At 38.0% G+C, this 19,159-nt stretch carries 22 protein-coding genes and 1 other annotated feature (1 of these 23 only partly in view); of the genes, 11 read left to right on the plus strand and 11 right to left on the minus strand.

Annotation, left to right across the window (positions count from 1 at the left end):
* Positions 1-122: a binding site (T-box leader), on the plus strand; it begins 89 nt to the left of the window's first position.
* 72 nt (positions 123-194) lie between these two features.
* From trpE to AC3EA5_RS06365, 10 genes are all read left to right on the plus strand, one after another.
* Positions 195-1,562, plus strand: coding sequence for an anthranilate synthase component I (gene trpE, locus AC3EA5_RS06320; RefSeq protein WP_488607551.1), 1,368 nt, complete (start codon positions 195-197; stop codon positions 1,560-1,562).
* Positions 1,559-2,131 (plus strand): anthranilate synthase component II, encoded by a 573-nt coding sequence (locus tag AC3EA5_RS06325; protein ID WP_488607552.1) that lies wholly within the window; start codon positions 1,559-1,561, stop codon positions 2,129-2,131. Before trpE ends, AC3EA5_RS06325 begins: the two co-directional genes overlap by 4 nt.
* A gap of 17 nt (positions 2,132-2,148) precedes the next feature.
* Positions 2,149-3,180: an anthranilate phosphoribosyltransferase gene (gene trpD, locus AC3EA5_RS06330; protein ID WP_488607553.1), complete on the plus strand. Its 1,032-nt coding sequence runs from the start codon at positions 2,149-2,151 to the stop codon at positions 3,178-3,180.
* Positions 3,177-3,968 (plus strand): indole-3-glycerol phosphate synthase TrpC, encoded by a 792-nt coding sequence (gene trpC / locus AC3EA5_RS06335; protein ID WP_488607554.1) that lies wholly within the window; start codon positions 3,177-3,179, stop codon positions 3,966-3,968. The genes trpD and trpC overlap by 4 nt, the downstream gene beginning before the upstream one ends.
* A complete protein-coding gene (locus AC3EA5_RS06340; RefSeq protein WP_488607555.1) occupies positions 3,965-4,579 on the plus strand; it encodes a phosphoribosylanthranilate isomerase in 615 nt (204 codons plus the stop codon). The genes trpC and AC3EA5_RS06340 overlap by 4 nt, the downstream gene beginning before the upstream one ends.
* 2 nt (positions 4,580-4,581) lie before the next feature.
* Positions 4,582-5,790, plus strand: a complete 1,209-nt coding sequence (gene trpB, locus AC3EA5_RS06345) for a tryptophan synthase subunit beta (RefSeq protein WP_488607556.1) — start codon at positions 4,582-4,584, stop codon at positions 5,788-5,790.
* Entirely contained in the window at positions 5,783-6,565 is a 783-nt protein-coding gene (gene trpA, locus AC3EA5_RS06350; protein WP_488607557.1) for a tryptophan synthase subunit alpha, read from the plus strand. Before trpB ends, trpA begins: the two co-directional genes overlap by 8 nt.
* A gap of 189 nt (positions 6,566-6,754) precedes the next feature.
* Positions 6,755-7,312: an MEDS domain-containing protein gene (locus AC3EA5_RS06355; RefSeq protein WP_488607558.1), complete on the plus strand. Its 558-nt coding sequence runs from the start codon at positions 6,755-6,757 to the stop codon at positions 7,310-7,312.
* Between the two features lie 235 nt (positions 7,313-7,547).
* The gene (locus tag AC3EA5_RS06360; protein ID WP_488607559.1) at positions 7,548-7,967 is read left to right on the plus strand and encodes a hypothetical protein; all 420 of its coding nucleotides are present in this window, start codon (positions 7,548-7,550) and stop codon (positions 7,965-7,967) included.
* A 19-nt stretch (positions 7,968-7,986) separates the two neighbouring features.
* Complete coding sequence (locus tag AC3EA5_RS06365) at positions 7,987-8,154, plus strand: hypothetical protein (RefSeq protein ID WP_488607560.1); 168 nt, start codon at positions 7,987-7,989, stop codon at positions 8,152-8,154.
* A gap of 64 nt (positions 8,155-8,218) precedes the next feature.
* Here AC3EA5_RS06365 and AC3EA5_RS06370 read toward each other — a convergent pair whose 3' ends face one another.
* The 7 genes from AC3EA5_RS06370 to AC3EA5_RS06400 form a co-directional block, all read right to left on the minus strand.
* A complete protein-coding gene (locus AC3EA5_RS06370; RefSeq protein WP_488607561.1) occupies positions 8,219-8,443 on the minus strand; it encodes a hypothetical protein in 225 nt (74 codons plus the stop codon).
* 40 nt (positions 8,444-8,483) lie between these two features.
* Complete coding sequence (locus tag AC3EA5_RS06375) at positions 8,484-9,050, minus strand: hypothetical protein (RefSeq protein ID WP_488607562.1); 567 nt, start codon at positions 9,048-9,050, stop codon at positions 8,484-8,486.
* A gap of 96 nt (positions 9,051-9,146) precedes the next feature.
* Entirely contained in the window at positions 9,147-9,308 is a 162-nt protein-coding gene (locus tag AC3EA5_RS06380; RefSeq protein ID WP_488607563.1) for a hypothetical protein, read from the minus strand.
* A gap of 24 nt (positions 9,309-9,332) precedes the next feature.
* Positions 9,333-10,880, minus strand: a complete 1,548-nt coding sequence (locus tag AC3EA5_RS06385; RefSeq protein ID WP_488607564.1) for a collagenase — start codon at positions 10,878-10,880, stop codon at positions 9,333-9,335.
* A 133-nt stretch (positions 10,881-11,013) separates the two neighbouring features.
* Complete coding sequence (locus AC3EA5_RS06390) at positions 11,014-11,595, minus strand: lipoprotein (RefSeq protein ID WP_488607565.1); 582 nt, start codon at positions 11,593-11,595, stop codon at positions 11,014-11,016.
* Positions 11,595-12,188 (minus strand): hypothetical protein, encoded by a 594-nt coding sequence (locus tag AC3EA5_RS06395; protein WP_488607566.1) that lies wholly within the window; start codon positions 12,186-12,188, stop codon positions 11,595-11,597. The genes AC3EA5_RS06390 and AC3EA5_RS06395 overlap by 1 nt, the downstream gene beginning before the upstream one ends.
* A gap of 137 nt (positions 12,189-12,325) precedes the next feature.
* On the minus strand, positions 12,326-13,753 hold the full coding sequence (locus AC3EA5_RS06400; RefSeq protein WP_488607567.1) for an aldehyde dehydrogenase family protein: 1,428 nt from the start codon (positions 13,751-13,753) through the stop codon (positions 12,326-12,328).
* A gap of 187 nt (positions 13,754-13,940) precedes the next feature.
* On the opposite strand from AC3EA5_RS06400, the gene AC3EA5_RS06405 reads away from it, so the two are divergent.
* A complete protein-coding gene (locus tag AC3EA5_RS06405; protein ID WP_488607568.1) occupies positions 13,941-14,432 on the plus strand; it encodes a YusW family protein in 492 nt (163 codons plus the stop codon).
* A gap of 214 nt (positions 14,433-14,646) precedes the next feature.
* Here AC3EA5_RS06405 and AC3EA5_RS06410 read toward each other — a convergent pair whose 3' ends face one another.
* From AC3EA5_RS06410 to AC3EA5_RS06425, 4 genes are all read right to left on the minus strand, one after another.
* Positions 14,647-15,267, minus strand: coding sequence for a cyclase family protein (locus AC3EA5_RS06410; protein ID WP_488607569.1), 621 nt, complete (start codon positions 15,265-15,267; stop codon positions 14,647-14,649).
* A gap of 179 nt (positions 15,268-15,446) precedes the next feature.
* A complete protein-coding gene (gene zwf / locus AC3EA5_RS06415) occupies positions 15,447-16,904 on the minus strand; it encodes a glucose-6-phosphate dehydrogenase (RefSeq protein ID WP_488607570.1) in 1,458 nt (485 codons plus the stop codon).
* Positions 16,905-17,096: 192 nt separating this feature from the next.
* Positions 17,097-18,185 carry an ABC transporter ATP-binding protein gene (locus AC3EA5_RS06420; protein WP_488607571.1) on the minus strand — a complete coding sequence of 363 codons (1,089 nt, stop codon included), beginning with the start codon at positions 18,183-18,185 and terminating at the stop codon, positions 17,097-17,099.
* On the minus strand, positions 18,186-19,112 hold the full coding sequence (locus AC3EA5_RS06425; protein WP_488607572.1) for an ROK family protein: 927 nt from the start codon (positions 19,110-19,112) through the stop codon (positions 18,186-18,188). It abuts the gene before it with no gap.
* Positions 19,113-19,159 lie beyond the last annotated feature (47 nt).

Raw genomic sequence — 19,159 nt, forward strand, 5'->3', positions numbered from 1 at the left:
TGGACTTTGGAGAGTTTCCCAGAATGTAGTACGGGAAAACGTCTGATCTACGTTACAGATCCTAAAGTGAAAGCCAAATAGGCTTTTAAATGAGGTGGCACCGCGGTCATTCCGTCCTCTGCAGATGAACTTTATTGTTCACTTGCAGGGGACTTTTTTGCGTTCTGCGGTGCTTGAGTAGAGGAGAGTTGAGCATGAGTAGTGTAGTAAATGAAACAAATCGTCTCCGGATGAATGGCGACACATTAACACCAATCTCTATTTTTCATCGATTAAAGGGAAATCGGAAATTTTTATTGGAAAGTTCGTTAAAACACGAGGAATCTGGCAGGTATTCGTTTATCGGTTCCAATCCACTGAAAGAATATCGAGGGTTTGAAACAGAACTATTGGAAACCGATTTACGAACAAAAGAAATCAAGCAGCATATTGGAAAACCTTTTGATGTATTGAAAACATTACTGACATTCACAGAAGATGACGATGATGACTTCCCTTTTACTGGAGGTGCCGTTGGCTATATTGGATATGACGTAATTGCGCAGTACGAGTCCATAGGAAATCCATTGCTGGACGATCGTGACATGCCAGACATCCATTTGCTTGTGTATGAAACCATTATTGTTTATGACCATTTAAAGCAAGATGTAACGATTATACACAGAGGGACAGACCCAACTGAACTTACGAACATTCAGGAGCAATTAGAAATAAAAGAAAACGCTTCGGATGACACTTTAACTGCTGTTGCTTTTACACCAAACGTTACGCAAGAACATTATGTCGACCAAGTGAGAAAAGCAAAAGAACATATTCGCGCAGGTGATATTTTTCAAATTGTCTTATCCCAAAGACTCGAAGCACGTTTTACTGAAAATCCATTTACATTGTATCGGAAATTACGTAAGGAAAACCCATCACCTTATATGTTTTACGTGGATTTTGATGAACATGTCATACTCGGGTCCTCGCCCGAGAGTTTATTGAACATTAAAGGCAATCGAGTGACAACGAATCCAATCGCTGGTACACGAAAACGTGGGGCTACTAAAGAAGATGACGCTGCACTTCAAACCGAGTTACAAAATGACCCTAAAGAACAAGCAGAACATCGAATGTTGGTCGATTTAGGGAGAAATGATTTAGGCCGCATTAGTGAAATTGGGTCCATTCATCTCACGAAATATATGACCGTTGAAAAATATCAGCATGTGATGCATCTTGTGTCTGAAGTGTGTGGCACACTCAAACCAAATCTCCATCCTCTCGACGCTTTAATCGCATGTCTCCCAGCGGGCACCGTATCTGGAGCACCGAAAATTCGTGCGATGCAACTGATTCAGGAATTCGAAACTGTTAAACGAGGTGTATATGGCGGAGCCGTTGGTTACCTTGGATTCAACGGAAATTTAGACATCGCTTTAGCTATTCGAACTTTTGTGGTAAAAAATCAAATTGCTTATGTTCAAGCTGGGGCAGGCATTGTTTACGACTCCAATCCTGTGGCTGAATATGAAGAAACTTTGCATAAAGCAAAGTCATTGCTCGAGGTGTTGTCATGATTTTACTAATTGACCACTATGATTCTTTTACGTATAACTTGTTCCAAAGTCTATCCATGCTCGGCGAAGAGGTGCATGTGGCACGCTATGATGAGATATCTATTGAGGAGATTGAGTCAATGAATGTAAAAGCCATTGTTCTATCACCTGGTCCTGGTTCACCAAATGAAAAGAACCAATCGTTAGCCATCATTCATCAATTTCACCAATCCGTTCCGATACTTGGTGTGTGCTTAGGACATCAGTTACTTGGTGTAGCTTTTGGCGGGAAAATAAAACAAGCAAATCAAGTCATGCACGGGAAAATCTCGGTTGTTCGCCATTCAAATGGAGGAATGTTCGCTTATTTACCTCAGCCCCTCCCTGTTATGCGTTATCATTCGTTGCTATTAGACGAATCTTGTTTGCCCACATGTATAAAGAAAACTGCTCAATCTATGGACGACAACGCGATCATGGCCATTCAACACGTTGATTACCCGTTATACGGTGTACAGTTTCACCCAGAATCCATTGGCACTAAGGATGGACAGAAAATTCTACAAGCTTTTTTAAATGAAATAGCCTAGGCAGAGGAGAGATTGAGATGAGATCGTATCTAGAGAAGGTTCAACAAGGTATTTCCCTTAACGAACTTGAGATGAGAGAAGTAGCAGAACAGTTAATGTCTGCAGAAACTTCTAAAGATGACATTGCCCAATTTATTCAAGCTTTATCTTTTAAAGGTGAAACGATTGAAGAAATCACAGGCTTAGTCAGCGTGTTAATAGAAAAAGCGATTCAAGTGCCACTCCCACTTGGAGATGTATTTGATAATTGCGGTACAGGTGGAGATGGTGCAAATACGTTCAATATTAGCACCACAGCCTCTTTCGTTTTAGCCGGAGCAGGATTAAAGGTGGCTAAGCATGGGAATCGGAGAATTTCGAGCACAACAGGTAGCGCAGACGTGTTAGAAGAACTTGAAATCGCACTCGATTTCCGACCTGATGAAATTATAGAGTTGCTCGAACACACAAACATTGCCTTTTTATTTGCACCTTTCATGCATCCAAATATGAAACAAATCCAAGAAGTAAGGAGGTCACTTGGTAAGCCCAGTATTTTTAATCTAATAGGTCCTTTAACAAATCCAGTTGAACTGACTTCACAGTTAATTGGCGTTTATGATCAAAGCCGATTAATGGATTTAGCTGCAGTATCGCACCGACTGGGTCGAAAACGGAGTGTCGTCTTAACAGGTCCTAATGGGATGGACGAAGCTTCTTTAGCAGGTGAAAATCATCTTGTTTTAATGGATCAAGGCGAATTAATTCCTTTCACTTTAATTCCGGAAGAAGTCGGCTTATCCCCCGCTCCACTTGAAGCCATTCAAGGAGGCGATGCACGTGAAAACGCAAGGATTTTAACGGGCGTTTTACAAGGTGAACCGTCCCCCTACCTTGATACGGTTTTATTAAATGCAGGAATTGGATTATTTGCTGCAGGTGTCACTAGCACGATTCAAGAAGGAATTCACAAAGCACGTGAAAGTGTGAATTCTGGTCGAGCACAAAACTCACTCCATCAAGTAATCGCCTACAGCAAAAAACGACAATTATCGGAGGTTAGTCTATGACGATTTTAGAGCAAATTCTTGAAGTAAAGCGACAAGAAGTGAAAGAACTATTAGCTTCCAATCCAATTCTTAAGAGCTCAAGGATCCATTCAGGCAAACCTTCTTTATTTAACACTTTAAAAAAAGCGACACAGTTACAAGTCATTTCAGAAATAAAGCGGGCATCGCCTTCTAAGGGGATTATCAATGCCAACGTCAACCCTATCAGACAAGCCCGATTATATGAACAATCTGGAGCAGCTGCTATTTCCGTCCTAACAGATGAAGTCTTTTTCAAAGGGTCAATTGAGGATTTGAAAGATGTTACTCAAACCGTATCCATTCCAGTGTTGTGTAAGGATTTCATCATTGATTCTTCCCAAATCGATCGTGCTTATGAAGCGGGTGCTTCCGTTATTTTGCTCATCGTTGCAGCACTCAGTCAACAAACTTTAAGGCAGCTTCATGACTATGCTTCCTCTTTAGAATTAGAAGTATTAGTCGAGGTTCATAATTTAGAAGAATTAGAGCGCGCCTTGGCTATCCCATCCAAACTAATTGGGGTTAATAACAGAGATTTAAAAACCTTTAAAGTCGATTTAAGTGAAACCGAAAAGATTGCGGCTCAGTTCCCTTTCCATGAAGAACGTGTGCTTATTAGTGAAAGTGGTATTGAAACTCCGGGCGATGCAAAAAGGATTGCAAAAGCGGGAGCAAGTGCAATCTTAGTTGGAGAAACATTAATGAAATCAACTGACGTCGAACATACACTGCATTCATTTCAAGTAAAGCTTGGTGAAGCGCAATGACTTTGGTTAAAATTTGCGGTCTTCAGGAAGTTGAACATGTTCGAGCAGCTGTGGATGCTGGAGCTGATGCAATCGGGTTTGTATTTGCCAAAAGTAGACGTCAATTAACTCTCTCACAAGCACAGAAAATGACTGCCGTAGTTCCACAAGATGTGTTAAAGGTTGGTGTGTTTGTGAATGAAACCTCTGAAATCGTTGAGAAATACGCAAAAGAAATGCCACTAGATTATGTACAACTTCACGGAGATGAATCGATTGAGTATGTAAATTCAATTAGTGTTCCTGTCATTAAAGCTTTTTCCATATCTTCAAAAGAAGATGTTCAAAACGCTTTAACCTATGAGGTAGACCTGTATTTATTTGATACCCCAAGCATCGAGTTTCGAGGCGGTTCAGGAAAAACCTTTGACTGGGGAGTACTAGATAGCGATGATCTACCGAAGGATAAATTGATTTTAGCCGGAGGTTTGAATGCAGAAAATGTTCGAGTTGCGATACACACAGTACATCCTTTTATGGTGGATGTATCAAGTGGAGTTGAGACAGATCAGCGTAAAGATGAAAGCAAAATTCGCGCCTTTATTCGCGCAGTAAGAGATGAGGAGAGATGAGCATGGTGACAACATACAATCAACCAGATGAAAAAGGACATTTCGGCAAATATGGTGGGCGGTTTATTCCAGAAACTTTAATGCAAGCAGTTATTGAATTAGAACAGGCTTATGATGAAGCAATACTTGATGAGAATTTCCAGAGAGATCTTCGTTATTATTTAAAAGATTATATAGGCCGTGAAAATCCACTTTACTATGCAGAGCGTTTAACTCAAAAAATGGGTGGCGCTAAAATTTACTTGAAACGAGAAGATTTAAATCACACCGGTGCTCACAAAATAAATAACACGATCGGTCAGGCATTGCTCGCCGTTCGAATGGGTAAGAAAAAAATCGTCGCAGAAACAGGGGCTGGTCAACATGGGGTCGCAACGGCAACGGTCTGTGCTCTACTCGATTTAGAGTGTGTTGTTTTTATGGGTGAAGAAGATGTTCGTCGTCAACAGCTCAACGTGTTTCGCATGGAGTTACTTGGTGCCAAAGTGATTAGCGTGAAACAAGGAAGCGGCACATTGAAAGATGCTGTGAATGAAGCCTTACGATACTGGGTCACAAATGTTGGCGATACCCACTACATTATTGGTTCTGTATTAGGTCCTCACCCCTTCCCTAAAATGGTTCGCGACTTCCAACGTGTGATTGGTGATGAGACTCGTAAACAAATCAAGGAAAAAGAAGGTCAATTACCGGATGCGATCGTCGCATGTATTGGCGGCGGAAGTAATGCAATGGGCATGTTTTATCCTTTCATTGAGGATACGGATGTGAAGTTATATGGCGTTGAGGCGGCTGGTAAAGGACTCGATACTGAAAAGCATGCGGCAACATTAACGAAAGGTTCCGTTGGTGTGTTGCATGGCGCACTGATGCATCTCTTGCAGGATGAGGCAGGTCAAATTCGAGAAGCGCATTCCATTTCTGCAGGTCTAGATTATCCTGGAATTGGACCCGAACATAGTTTTTTACAAGAAATCGGACGCGTTTCTTATACGTCAGTAACAGACAAAGAAGCTTTAGAAGGAGTGCAATTACTGGCTCGCACAGAAGGCATTATTCCAGCATTGGAAACCGCACACGCCATTCACTATGCTAGTCAGCTCGCTACTCAAATGGAACCCAATCAAATCATCGTCGTTTGCTTATCAGGAAGAGGAGACAAAGACGTCGTAACGGTTCGCGACGCACTTGGGGGTGGAAACCATGAGTAAGCATTTATTGCAAACTGCGATTGAAGATTTTGTAACTAAAGGTGACCGCGCTTTTACTCCTTATATTATGGCTGGTGACGGAGGACTGGATCGTTTAGGTGAGCAACTTATTTTATTACAAGAAGCGGGAGCTACTGCCGTTGAGTTAGGTATCCCTTTTTCAGATCCAGTCGCAGATGGACCAACGATCCAAGAAGCGGGAAAACGCGCTCTTGCTCATGGCGTTACTTTAAAAGACGTTTTACATGAAGTGGGTCGCTTGCGTAATGAAATACAGATTCCTATTGTATTAATGACGTATTTAAATCCAATCTTTCAATATGGAATCCAAGAGTTTGCTGAAGCTTGTCATACCGTTGGCATTAGCGGAGTAATTGTACCCGATCTGCCATTAGAAGAGTGCCAGATTCTGAAAGCTGACCTAACGAAACATAATATTGCAATGATCCAACTTGTCACTTTGACGAGTCCAATTGATCGTATTCAACGTATTGCTAAAGCATCTGAAGGATTTTTATATGCAGTAACTGTTACCGGTATTACAGGTGCTCAAAATGACTTCGCAGATAATCTACAGGAACATTTAGCTTTATTGAAAAAAAGTAGTTTAGTTCCTGTAATGGCTGGATTCGGGATTTCAACTCCTTCCCAAGTTCGAGAAATGAGTCAACTTGCAGATGGGGTAATTGTCGGGAGTAGAATTGTTGAAGCTATGCACTCAGGCGATTACAAGTTAATTCGTGAATTAATCGGAGCTTCAAAAAAACGCCAATGAAAATGAATGCGGATTGCGTCTAAACGTAAGAATAGTCAGATTATGGTTAAATCGATATGCTGTACTACCTTTAAATGACATGTTACTGTTACATATAGAAATTAAATCCAAATCATTTGGGGCCACTTAGACTATTCTAAGTCATCAATAGAATCAAGACTGAGTCCTAAAATTTCATAGAGGTGAAATATGGACGTACTTAATACGATGGATTTAACAGACATGAAAACAGGTCATGTTTTTTATCGCTTCGAATGTCATGAGGCTTATTTAAATAATTTATCTCATTTTATAAAATCCGGCTTAGATAGTAATCAACAAGTATTGATTATTGAAAGTATGCGAAATCTGCCTAAAGTACAAGCGATGATTGACAAAGTTATTAGTGAAGAAAATAAGCCGTCTATTCGCTTAGTAAATAACTTTGAATATTACCTAGCTAAAGGCGATTTTCACACAAAAACCATTCTTCACCATTTCCAAAAAGACTTATCTTCATTTAACAATCTTGATTCTTCGATTCGCACATGGGCTCATGTGGAATGGGCATCTTCAAAACCGGATGCAGATTTATTAAAAGAATTTGAATCCAGTGCTGATGACGTAGTCATGAATGCAAACTTACTTTCTGTTTGCGCCTATTCATCAGACCATTTATCACCGGACTTAAATACAGTTCTTGAACAAGTTCATAATTATGTCATGACAGATGAAACACTATTAGAATCAGCACTTTATGATAAATGATAATTTTATAACTAAAGATACGATATAAATTCGCTAGGAAGTTTCTATACTTCCTAGCTTTTTTTGTTCTATAAGTTATTACCTTTTCATATGATGAATTTTTATTAAGAATAAAGACTTTAGAAATAATTGCCATCAAAATGTAATTTGTTTGTCTCCAAATTTTAGGTGTGTGAATTCAAAATTAGGGTATACCTAGAATATGACTTAAATTTGATTGTTGGAGGGATTTTTTATGAGAAAAAAAGGAAATAGTGGTTCATTACTTTTTGCAGCACTAGCAGCGGGTGCTTATGCTTACTTACAAAAACCAGAAAACCGTGACAAAGCGATGGTGGCACTCAATAACTTAAAAACCAAAGCAAACGCATATATGTCTAATCAAAACGTGAAAAATTCACAAATGACAAAAACAGGTTATTCAGACCCTACAGATCCAGATGATAACCGTATGGTAGAAGAAGGCGCAATGACAAGTGTTCAATATTACAATGAAGGCGTTCAAGGTGCTGAGAAGAAAAAGGAAGCAAAAGCTGCTTTCCCGAAATCACAAAAGAAAAAATTGCCTGAAACGGCAGAGTCTTTACCGTCAGACAACAACGATTCGCCTGCAAAACAAGAAAATGCTGCAAGAGACACATTCGGACAACAATAAATCTATGAGGTGAAAACCGATGAATTTATTTAAAAGAGACGAAAAACATGAAGAAGAAAAAGAAGATCGTAAAAAAAAGAATGAACATTCAAAGTTAAAATTATCTTCGAATGACATTTCATCTGAAAAAAATGAAAATACCGAAACAATTGCGACTGAAAATCGCATCAATACTGAAGGTTTATAAAAGAAACGCACGCACATTAGATTCGATTCTAATGTGCGTGCGCTTTTTTCAATTCACATTTATTTTATCGATGCATCAAAATATACATATAAAGGTTATAAACTGCTGGTATTAATAACGCTAACGCAATACAAATAGTAGCTGCTATTTTAGATTGCTTGGTTACCCGCTCATCACCTTTACGTAATGACTCAAAAAATGTAAGAGTAAAATAAAAACAAGCAATCAAGAGAACTGGTGTAAGCACACCTAGCCAATTTCCTGTATTCAGGATTTCTAAATTCGACATTTAATCTGCCCCTTTGTATGTTTGTCTATGTTGTGATGAACTACTTTTGCTGAATGACTTCTACCGGAGTTTTAAGACTTCGTAGTTTCTGATCAATCCTAATTTTAGTTTGGACATCTAAAATTCCACCTTGCACCAGTTTCAACTGATTTTTATCTTGAAAGTAGATGACGTAGTAGGGCTTAAGCTCAAAATTATCTTGATTATCAAAGTATTGAACGCTTTGAACATCTGCCCAAGAATACGTTTGCTTTTCTTTATCGAACGGCAAACGATGTGTAATGGTATCGTCCGTTAGAGATGTAAAAGATAGGGACGCACCATAAAATAGTACACCCGATGCGACTGTCAATAAAAGAGCGATCGCAATCGTGATTGGTTTAATGTGTTTCAGCCAAAGTACTAACAATCCTAAAAGAAGCGCAAGTAGTGATAAGCCAACTAAAATAAAATTAATTCTCGGTAAGTAAATGACCCAATTCGAACGATCAAAGTACACCGTTTCCCCTACCACCAATGGTGCAAAAAGAATTAAAAGTGGTGAAAATACAACCAAACATATTGCGAACACCATAAAGATATGGCGTGGTTCCCCTCTGTTATTCAACATAATTCCCCCATTTATGATCGAATCCTACTTGTACATACGTATTGAATATGTCGTTGGTTTCGATACTTGGAAAATTTTGTGCGAGAAAATTTTTCAATCTTGATTCGTGTCTGGATTAATTATAGGTTCTTTCATTCTCGACTCATCAGTATATCGCTTACCAATAACTGAGTTGTTGATCCCCAATCTCACTGCATTTTCAATAATGATAAATAAAACAAACGCACCAATGAAAAACATTATAAGCATTTCCATATAATAACCTCCGTCTTAAATAGGCTAAAATTCATTCGGGTATTTAGCATTTAATTGTTTGAGTAAGTCTTTTTCAATATATTCATTGGTAATTAACTCTTCTTCAATCAACTTTTTATACCCAGGGACCGGATTGTTAGAATTTATTTGTGTATAAGCAACTAATGCCGAGTCTATTTTTTCGATATATCGATGCGTTAAACTATTTTGCACGATAGACTCCTCAGCTTTTTTTATGCTTTCTACAGCTTTTTCTGTATGTCCAAGTACAAGGTAACTTTCTGTTAAAATAAGCAGGTTGTTGGTCTTATATCCATCATTTTCTTTTTTATTTTTCACTTCAATTAACTTAATTACATTCTCATACAAACCTTGTTCGACATTTATTTGTATGGTTAAATCCTCTGCTAAATCAATACCCCTCTCGCTTCCTATTTCTTTAATTCTAGCTAACACACTTTCTGCTTTTTCATAATTCTTTTCTTCAATCGCGTCATAAGCTAATTTAATTTGTTGGTTTACTGCTTCGCGTTTTTCCAATAGATCAATAACGAGGGATTCTTTGAATTCACTCAAACTCTTTCCTGTGACATTTTCTAAATTTAAATAAAACTCATCTATCGTTTTAGACATCATTAACTCAGGTATAATTTCGACTCCATGGTTACTAACGAGAGAATTCACAGCTAGAAAGCTTTGTTCATATGGATTATAGTCTCCACCTCTTGTCTCTTGAAAGGAACTACTTGAATCAAGTAAATGGAAATCTAATATCTGTATAGCTTCTAAATTAATCCCTTCTATTTTTTCATTTCCAAAGAATTCAGCTGCTCCTTCTTGAAACCATAGTGGCAGTCTTTGCAATGGTAAATTATGCTTTTGAGAAAACTGATGCATACGATAGTGAGTATATTCGTGAAGAAATAAATTTTCCCAAGTGCCTTCATTTGGAATTAGATGTAGTGATGTATTTAGAGGTTGATAAAAACCTGCGACTTCCTTAGGCGCCAAAAAATTCTCATCAAACAATTTAGAATCTTTATGTATTTCAATCATGAGGTGATCTAAATTTTCTTTTCCCAAGACACGATCGAACGTTTCTTTTTCTGTTAAAAGGAAGGTATTGAATTTTTCAACAAAATGTTTTTTATCTGCTGAAAAATAGTAGGTAATGTCATTCAGTTCTTCTTTCGAAACATTTTTCTGTGATGGCACTTGTAGAAACTCGCTAGCAAGATACCTCGTCTTTTCCTCCAGTGAATAATTTTCACCATTTACTACATAATCAAGAACAGCATTAATGAATAAAACTCCCGATAGACCAATTCCAAGCAATATGGAAAAGAACATTAATATAGTCACTTCAAATCGATTTCTAAGTTTAATAAAGTTTAAATGCCCCATCACTAACCCAAAAATCCCTGCGCAAAAAATTAAAAAGCATAGGAAGATAAATGATAACCAAACTACACCACTCAAAATTACGTCCAAACTAAAAATCAGTACGTATCCTACCAGTAAAAATAATATAAATATCACAATGTAAACAAACCACTTCAATAGAATCTTCATGTAATCCTCCCTGCCTAAAACCGCTCCCATTAGGGCACATTATTGTTATATTCTACAAATTATACCATTACCTCTTTACGGCATTGTCATTTTCTTGAAAAAAATAAAAGAGTTGCATCTGCAACTCCTAGTATTAAGGGATATATTTTTCGGCAATCAGAACAACTTTATTGTTTACAAAGTACAGATCATATAATCCTTCATGATCGGTTGGATCAAACTCAGCAAAGGGTTTATAGCCGATTGTGGCTCCATTTAAAATGTATACTTCCACATTTGAGTGAAGGTTCACTTTTTCATGATCTCCTTCTTGATCGACAATATGACCTCCATTGGGTTCATCTGCTTTTTGTTCCCAGTTAGCATAATCCACAATCATTTCATTTTCATTCACTTCTAATATAAAACCTTGCTTTCGTGTAATATCAGGTAAATGTTTAATTAATTTTTCATTCATAGCAACCAATGTGCTAAGCTGATTGATGCTTTCTCTATCATAATTTTTGAGAGACTCAACCAACTCTTCTAATTCCACCATCTTTTTTGTTTTTTCCGCTAACTGATTCTCAAAGCTTAATAGCTCTTTATTCAATCTCTCAATTTCAATGTTTACTTCTTCTAGTTGTTTCGTTATTATCTCCTCATTTCTAGAAGCTTTATTAGAACAACTCGTTAAAACAACCACACTTAGTATAAGAATAAGTAACTTTTTCATTATGCTTTATTCCGCTGATATCGTTTAAACCAACTCGTTAAAATCGTCCCCACAATGAAGATAATACCGATGTATAAAAGCATGTTAATGGTGGGGTTTTTTAAATTCGACTCTTCTGTAGAACTTGCTAATACGTTTGGTTCTTGTGATGAACTCTCTAAAACTTTTTGATAAAACAATCTTTTTTCCTCATCACTTTCAATCACTTGACCATCTTGAACTTGAATCATTCCATTTGGACCGCCAACGGGTAATAAAAATTCTTCCCCTTCTTCTAAAAATAAAAGAAATTCTCCCCCGTCGTTTTGAAACTCATCCACCCATCCAATATCGAATGGATCAATGCCTACCGTTATTTGACTTGCCGATTCACCTTTATAAACATCTTTAACTTTAAATGCTCTTCCGTGAAAAACCATTTCAGTGCCATTCGTTAATTCATCTGAAAAGTCATACGTGCCATACACAATCACGTTTGCACGTTCAGCCACTTCTTCAACTGAAAGCTCTACCCAAGATGTTGCGAGAACCTGAGTGAATGTGAATAAAGATAAGAAAACAGTTACCATTAATAGTCCAATACGTTTTTTCAAAGGGACATTCTCCTTAAACATCGATTTATTTCTTCTGAATAGTTCTATGTATATTCTACAAAGCACCTCAAAAATCCTGTTTAATATTTCCAAAATAAATATTTTCCAATTAAAAAAAGAGCTGCCGAAGCAACTCCTTAAAATACCGTTTTCATTGTAATAAATTTCGTTTCTGTCATTTCATCGACGGCAAACTTCACACCTTCACGCCCGTAACCACTCATTTTAACGCCACCATATGGCATATGATCCACACGGAATGTAGGGATGTCATTAATAATGACTGCTCCCGCTTCAATTTCATCTGCTGCCTTCATGGCATCGGTCAACACATTCGTATAAATAGCAGCATTTAAGCCAAACTGAGAGTCGTTGACTAGCCCAATCGCTTCATCTAGATCGTTATACGGAATTAAAGAGACGATTGGAGCAAATACTTCTTCACATACCACGTTCATATCAGCTGTCACATTCGTCAAGACGGTTGGAGAAAGGGATCGGTCGGTAAAGTCGCCACCTGTTGCAACTTCGGCACCTTGGGATTTTGCTTCCTCAATCCACTTCACGATGCGATCCACTTCACCTGGGTGAATCATCGAACTAACATCCGTCTCTTCATTGAGCGGATCGCCAACCTTTAACTTCTTCGTTTCTTCAATGAATAATTTCGCGAAATCCTCATAAATTTCTTGATTCACATAAATACGTTGCAAAGATATACATACTTGTCCCGAGAAACTAAATGCACCCTCTGCACATCGCTTCACAATTTTTTCAATCGGTACACTTGGCTCTACGATCAGTGCGGAGTTCGATCCAAGTTCTAAGGTGATCTTACGTAAACCAACTTTTTCTTTTATTTTTAATCCGACAGGAACGCTGCCCGTAAACGTCACTTTTTTTACATCGGGATGCGTAATAAGCGATTCACTTAATTCGCTTCCGCTTCCCGTTATAATTTGTAAAGCTCCATCAGGTAATCCTGCTTCTTTAAAAATTTCAGCCATTGCTAAAGCACTCAATGGCGTCTGTGTAGCCGGTTTTAATACGACCGTATTTCCAACTGCAAACGCTGGTCCTAATTTATGTGCAACTAAGTTGAATGGAAAGTTAAAAGGTGTAATTGCCGAAATGACGCCAATCGCCTCTTTTTTCGTCCATCCAATTCTGTCAGTAACGCCAGGTGCCGCATCCATTGGAATGGTTTCCCCACGGTATTGCTTCGCTTCCTCTGCAGAAAATTGATACGTTGCGATTGTACGGTCAATCTCTGCTCGAGCCGTTTTTAGTGGCTTGCCTGCTTCTGAAGCTAATATTCGAGCAAGATCTTCCTTCTGCTCACGCATAATCGTTACCACTTTATATAACATCTCAGCTCGATTATAAGCTGTCCATTTTTTGAATGAATGAAAAGCTTGTTCTGCACCAGCAATGGCTACTTTAACATCTTCAGCGGAACCTTTCGCTACTTTAGCAATCAAGTTCCCATCATACGGTGCTTTCAATTCATACGTCTCCGAAGATTCTCTCCAATCACCGTTAATCCACAATTTTGTTTCTCTCAAAAGAAACACCTCCCAATATCAAGGATATACCCTAATTATCTAACCTATATGAATACGATAGCATATTATGCGATTGAATTTATTATAATATTGCGAATTTAACCGTTTGCAAATAAAAAAGTTAAAAGAGTAGTTCCAAGAATATTGGGCAAAACAATAATAATATATGTTGAAAGGATGTTTATTCATGGCAAAGTTGATGAAATCTTTATTACCATCCGTATTCCTCATTTCCATCATCTTCTTAGGTGCTTGTGCAAATGACGATGAAGTAACAAATGACACAACCAATAATAATACGGCTGATGATATTGAAGATACGGAAACTGGTGAAAATCCAGCGAATGTAGTGGGAGAATCGTTTGACTTCAAAGGAATAGATATTGAAATTGACGTGGCTGATCAAGAAGATGCGATTATCGTGCATTACGATGAAAAGAAAGATGCGACAGATGTTCAGTATAAAAATACTTTAACGAATGAAGATGTGCAGGGTTCAGATGCCATGACATTGTTAGAACCTATATTTGAGAAGTTGTCTATCGCTGAATCTCATACAAACGAAGAAGTTGTACGTCAGCTCGCTGAAGGTTTTGGCGTTGCGGAAAAATACACTGAATTAAAAGCTGAAATCACCTTTTTTAATAAACATAAACAAGCATATGAAGGGAAAAAGTAGTGATGAAATTGTGTGGATTTCATGAATACTTGAATAACAACTGCGAATCCTAGAATGAGGCGTGTGAATTCGAGAATAGCCCCATTGAAATGGAGAACATACCGATCGAAGCCTTGAATGCACCCTTTGAATCCTTGAATACCTCTCTACCTCATCACTCCCCATATAAAAAGCCGAGTAAGGAATCTACATTCCTACACTCGGCCTTTATTCATTATCCTTGAAAATCCTCAATCAATATAACACGTGCGGGTGCTGCGTCTGTGCCCACTAATTTTAATGGTGCAGCTACCATGAAATACGATCCTGCATTTACTTCACTTAAGCGCAATCCTTCAATCACAAGAATATTTGCTCCAAACAACGCTTTATGTGTTGGATGATTTGGTTGGCTACGTTCGACGCCAAGTGCATCAATGCCGACACCTTTAATTTTAAGCTCAGCTAAGTATTTCGCACCGTCTTCTTTTAAAAAGATGAACTCTGGATTAAAGTCTTCATCAAGTGAATTTTTTGTTTTAAATAAAATGAAATCATTCTCTTGAAGGTCAAAAGCTGCCAAGTCATCTTTCGTGATACCGTCTTCAACATCCATGAAATCGAGAACTTTAACTGGACCAACCAATTGGTCAAGTGTGATCGTTTCAAAAGTCGCACCATTATTCATCATGTGTAAAGGAGCATCAATATGTGTTCCTGTGTGAACGTCAATCTCAAGACGTGATTCCGTTACATGTGCATTCGTTACACGAGAAATCTTCGGTTGTTTTTCAGGTTTGTTTTTGTAAACTGGCATCCCTTCAAAAATAGGAGCAGTAATGTCATAAATTTTCATCGTATCCTCCTTCTTTTTTATCGATGCAGAATATCAGGCATCCACAGATTTTAATATGAAATGTCTAAATCACTTTACCTGTAAGTGTATCATTATATAATGAACACACGCATTAATATACACATTCCGATTACTTCAGTAGTCAACCCATTCAGATTACTCACCATCGTAAGGAATAACTATCTCCAAACAAAACCGTTCTCTTCCAATAAATCATCGGCCGCTTTTGGTCCCATTGTTCCTGCTGAGTAAGTGTGGAGAGGTAAGCTATTTTCTTCAAATGCTTCCAAAATCGGTTGCACCCATTTCCACGAAAGTTCCACTTCGTCCCAGTGCGCAAAGAATGTAGAGTCTCCTTGTAAAGCATCCTCAATCAGCAATTCATAAGCTTCAGGCATTTCCTTCGTGTCTGCAGAGAATTCGACCGTAATTGGATCTACTTTGCCGTGATCGTTTTGGTTATGACTATTTAGCTGCATCGTAATTCCTTCATAAGGACCAATATTAATAATAAGCAAATTTGGTTCAGCTTGTTGGTTCACCAACGGATACAGCCTGTTAAAGTGATTATTAAACTCAATCACAATACGAGTCGATTTTTCCTTTAAGCGTTTTCCTGTTCGCAAATAAAACGGGACACCTATCCAAAATGGATTATCAATCCATGCTCTTGTAGCTATAAACGTGTCATTAGTAGATGATTCAGGAATTCCAGGTTCATCTTTATAGCCAACAACTGGATTGCCAACAATTTCACCTTGCTCATATTGTCCTCGAATGACAGAGAGACTAACATCTTCTTTTGATAAAGAACGTAATGACCCCATTACATGTTTTTTCTCTGAACGAATATCATTCGCACTAATACTTCTCGGCAAGTTCATCGTCGTCATCATGAGCATCTGTAACATATGGTTTTGGAACATATCTCGAATAGCTCCAGCTTGATCATAATAACCTGCACGATCCTCGACACCGACTGTTTCACTTGCTGTAATTTGGATATTCGCTATGTACTCACGATTCCAAATGGCATGAATAACAGGATTCAAAATAACAAGGGTCGCTAAGTTTTGAACCATCGATTTCCCTAAATAATGATCGATACGGTAAATCTCATCTTCTTTAAAGACTTTACTCAATTGGTCATTTAATCGTCGTGCAGAAACTAAATCGTGTCCAAAAGGCTTTTCAATGACTAAACGTCTCCAGCCCATTGTCGAACCTAAGCCACTTTGTTCAATGTTGTATGCAATAACTTCAAACAATGAAGGACCAACTGACAAATAAAACATTCGATTTTGCGGGATATCAAGAACTTCTTCTGTCTGTTGAATACCTGCTAATAAGCGTTGGTATCCTTCAGGCTTTGTTACGTCAATTTGCATATACTGCAGTGTTTTAGAAAATTCGAGTAGCTGTTGTTCATCCACTTTTGTTGTTCGTGAATACATTTGAACAGATTCCATCACGTACAACTGAAAGTCATTTGTCGACATCTCTTCTAAGCCAGTTCCAAAAACAGAAAATGCTTTGGGCATTTTTTTATCTACGAATAAATGATATAGCGCAGGAAAGATTTTTCTCTTAGCTAAATCTCCACTCGCACCAAATAATACAAATGTCATTGAATCCATCTAGAGATCACATCCTTCCATTACACATTTAAATCTTAAAGTACTAAGCAAAATATTGCTCTTCCTTAATGTTTGATATTCTGGCACACCAAAAAAACAGGGGGTTATCCTGTTTTTGGTTTACCTACTATTCATCATCATACCAGTGAAATCGTTTGCACAATCAAACGATTTCACTGATTTCATCTGTGTTTATACGCGAATACGAACTTCGCTTTCTTCATCAAAGAAGTGAGAACGTTCCATATTGATTGAAAGATCAATCATTTCACCAGGATTCACAATTTCACTTGAATCTATTCTTGCGATAAATTCTTGGCCTTCAATTGTGGAATAAATCATAATTTCAGCACCTGTTAACTCAGAAACTTCAACTAAAGTACGGATTTTATAGTGTTCATTTGTTACTTCGTTTGTAATTTGTTCAGGACGCACACCAAGAATAAGGTTTTTACCTTCATAACCTTTTTCAACAAGTACTTTTGCTTGATGATCAGGTATTTTAATTGATTGTTGACCTAAAACGAATTCTCCATTTACAAAACTACCTTTCAAGAAGTTCATCGATGGTGACCCAATAAATCCGCCAACAAATACGTTTTCAGGTAAGTCATAGACTTCTTTAGGTGTTCCAACTTGTTGAATAACGCCATCCTTCATAATGACAATTCGTGACGCCATCGTCATTGCTTCCGTTTGGTCATGTGTCACATAAATCGTTGTTGTTTTTAGACGTTGATGTAATTTTGCAATTTCAGAACGCATTTGCACACGTAGTTTTGAGTCAAGATTTGATAAAGGCTCATCCATTAAGAAGATTTTCGCATCACGTACAATCGCACGACCTAAAGCAACACGTTGACGTTGACCACCAGATAGAGCTTTTGGTTTACGATCTAAGTAAGGTTGTAACCCTAAGATGCCAGCTGCTTTTTGAACACGCTCATCAATCTCTTCTTTTGAGAATTTACGAAGCTTTAATCCAAATGCCATATTATCGTATACCGTCATATGAGGATACAAAGCATAGTTCTGGAATACCATCGCAATGTCGCGTTCCTTTGGTGGTACATCATTCATTTTCTTCCCATCAATCAAGAAATCACCTTTAGAAATTTCTTCAAGACCTGCAATCATGCGTAATGTTGTTGATTTACCGCACCCAGATGGTCCAACAAAAACGATAAATTCTTCATCATTAATAGATAAATTAAAATCCGAAACGGCTGTTACTTTGTTGTCGTATACTTTTGAAATATTGTCTAATACTATTTTCGCCATTTATCTCACATCCTCTATATTTTTCGAAGCGCTTTCATTTACATTATCTATTACAAGTAAGGCTGCACCAAGCATCCCTGCTTCATTTCTAAACTGAGCTTTCTTCAACGTAAGTGGTTTCAATAATAAAGGCTCCAAAGCTTCCTCTAAATAATGCCACCATTCGTTTGCTGATTCAGAAACTCCACCACCAATGACCACGCAATCCATATCTAATACCGCTTGAAGTGAACTAATCACAATTGCTAAATCACTTGTGAATTTTTTCGTTAATGACAGTGCCTCTACATGACCTGCGTTTGCCATACCGAACAATTGATGCGGTGAGATCAGCTGTTGATTGTCATCTAAGATTTGTCGTTCTCCGATTTGTCGTCTTAACGCCGTTCCAGATACATATTGCTCACTGCAACCTGGACGTCCACAAGTACAGACATGACCATTTGGATATAAAATCAAATGTCCAACTTCGCCACCACCACCGTGTGCTCCGTTCAAAATCTGACCATCTAAGACGATTCCGCCACCTAATCCAGTTCCAACTGTTAAACAAACCGTTCGTCGGAAACCTTTAGCAGCACCTAATCTAGCTTCTGCAAGACCTGCGCAGTTTGCATCATTGTTAACTTCAACGCGGAGACCCGTCGCTTTTTCCAACAATGATTTCACTTCAGTACCCTGCCAACCTGGTAATGTTTCAGTTTCAAACGTGATGACGCCATTTTCAGCATCCACCATTCCACGTGTTCCAATACCAATTGCTTGAATCTGTGGATATTTCTCAATTAATTTTAGAACGTTTTCTTCTAGAAACGGATAAAGAGGGACTTGAGTAGGAACTACATGGTCCGCTACTACTTGGCCATCCGAATCGATCATTCCCATTCGAATTTTTGTCCCCCCAATGTCTACACCAAGGACTACCATTTACACTTACCCTCCAGTTAACTAAAGTCTATAAAATATTGAATATA

It is taken from the genome of Paenisporosarcina sp. (assembly GCF_057785155.1).

Excerpts from the sequence above, each read along its gene's own strand:
- AC3EA5_RS06420 (WP_488607571.1), bottom strand. The coding sequence starts at position 18,185 with ATGGCGAAAATAGTATTAGACAATATTTCAAAAGTATACGACAACAAA.
- AC3EA5_RS06390 (WP_488607565.1), bottom strand. The coding sequence starts at position 11,595 with ATGAAAAAGTTACTTATTCTTATACTAAGTGTGGTTGTTTTAACGAGT.
- trpA (WP_488607557.1), top strand. The coding sequence starts at position 5,783 with ATGAGTAAGCATTTATTGCAAACTGCGATTGAAGATTTTGTAACTAAA.
- AC3EA5_RS06405 (WP_488607568.1), top strand. The coding sequence starts at position 13,941 with ATGGCAAAGTTGATGAAATCTTTATTACCATCCGTATTCCTCATTTCC.
- trpB (WP_488607556.1), top strand. The coding sequence starts at position 4,582 with ATGGTGACAACATACAATCAACCAGATGAAAAAGGACATTTCGGCAAA.
- AC3EA5_RS06355 (WP_488607558.1), top strand. The coding sequence starts at position 6,755 with ATGGACGTACTTAATACGATGGATTTAACAGACATGAAAACAGGTCAT.
- AC3EA5_RS06385 (WP_488607564.1), bottom strand. The coding sequence starts at position 10,880 with ATGAAGATTCTATTGAAGTGGTTTGTTTACATTGTGATATTTATATTA.
- trpC (WP_488607554.1), top strand. The coding sequence starts at position 3,177 with ATGACGATTTTAGAGCAAATTCTTGAAGTAAAGCGACAAGAAGTGAAA.
- AC3EA5_RS06425 (WP_488607572.1), bottom strand. The coding sequence starts at position 19,112 with ATGGTAGTCCTTGGTGTAGACATTGGGGGGACAAAAATTCGAATGGGA.
- AC3EA5_RS06410 (WP_488607569.1), bottom strand. The coding sequence starts at position 15,267 with ATGAAAATTTATGACATTACTGCTCCTATTTTTGAAGGGATGCCAGTT.
- AC3EA5_RS06380 (WP_488607563.1), bottom strand. The coding sequence starts at position 9,308 with ATGGAAATGCTTATAATGTTTTTCATTGGTGCGTTTGTTTTATTTATC.
- AC3EA5_RS06360 (WP_488607559.1), top strand. The coding sequence starts at position 7,548 with ATGAGAAAAAAAGGAAATAGTGGTTCATTACTTTTTGCAGCACTAGCA.
- trpD (WP_488607553.1), top strand. The coding sequence starts at position 2,149 with ATGAGATCGTATCTAGAGAAGGTTCAACAAGGTATTTCCCTTAACGAA.
- AC3EA5_RS06340 (WP_488607555.1), top strand. The coding sequence starts at position 3,965 with ATGACTTTGGTTAAAATTTGCGGTCTTCAGGAAGTTGAACATGTTCGA.
- AC3EA5_RS06325 (WP_488607552.1), top strand. The coding sequence starts at position 1,559 with ATGATTTTACTAATTGACCACTATGATTCTTTTACGTATAACTTGTTC.
- AC3EA5_RS06365 (WP_488607560.1), top strand. The coding sequence starts at position 7,987 with ATGAATTTATTTAAAAGAGACGAAAAACATGAAGAAGAAAAAGAAGAT.
- AC3EA5_RS06370 (WP_488607561.1), bottom strand. The coding sequence starts at position 8,443 with ATGTCGAATTTAGAAATCCTGAATACAGGAAATTGGCTAGGTGTGCTT.
- zwf (WP_488607570.1), bottom strand. The coding sequence starts at position 16,904 with ATGGATTCAATGACATTTGTATTATTTGGTGCGAGTGGAGATTTAGCT.
- trpE (WP_488607551.1), top strand. The coding sequence starts at position 195 with ATGAGTAGTGTAGTAAATGAAACAAATCGTCTCCGGATGAATGGCGAC.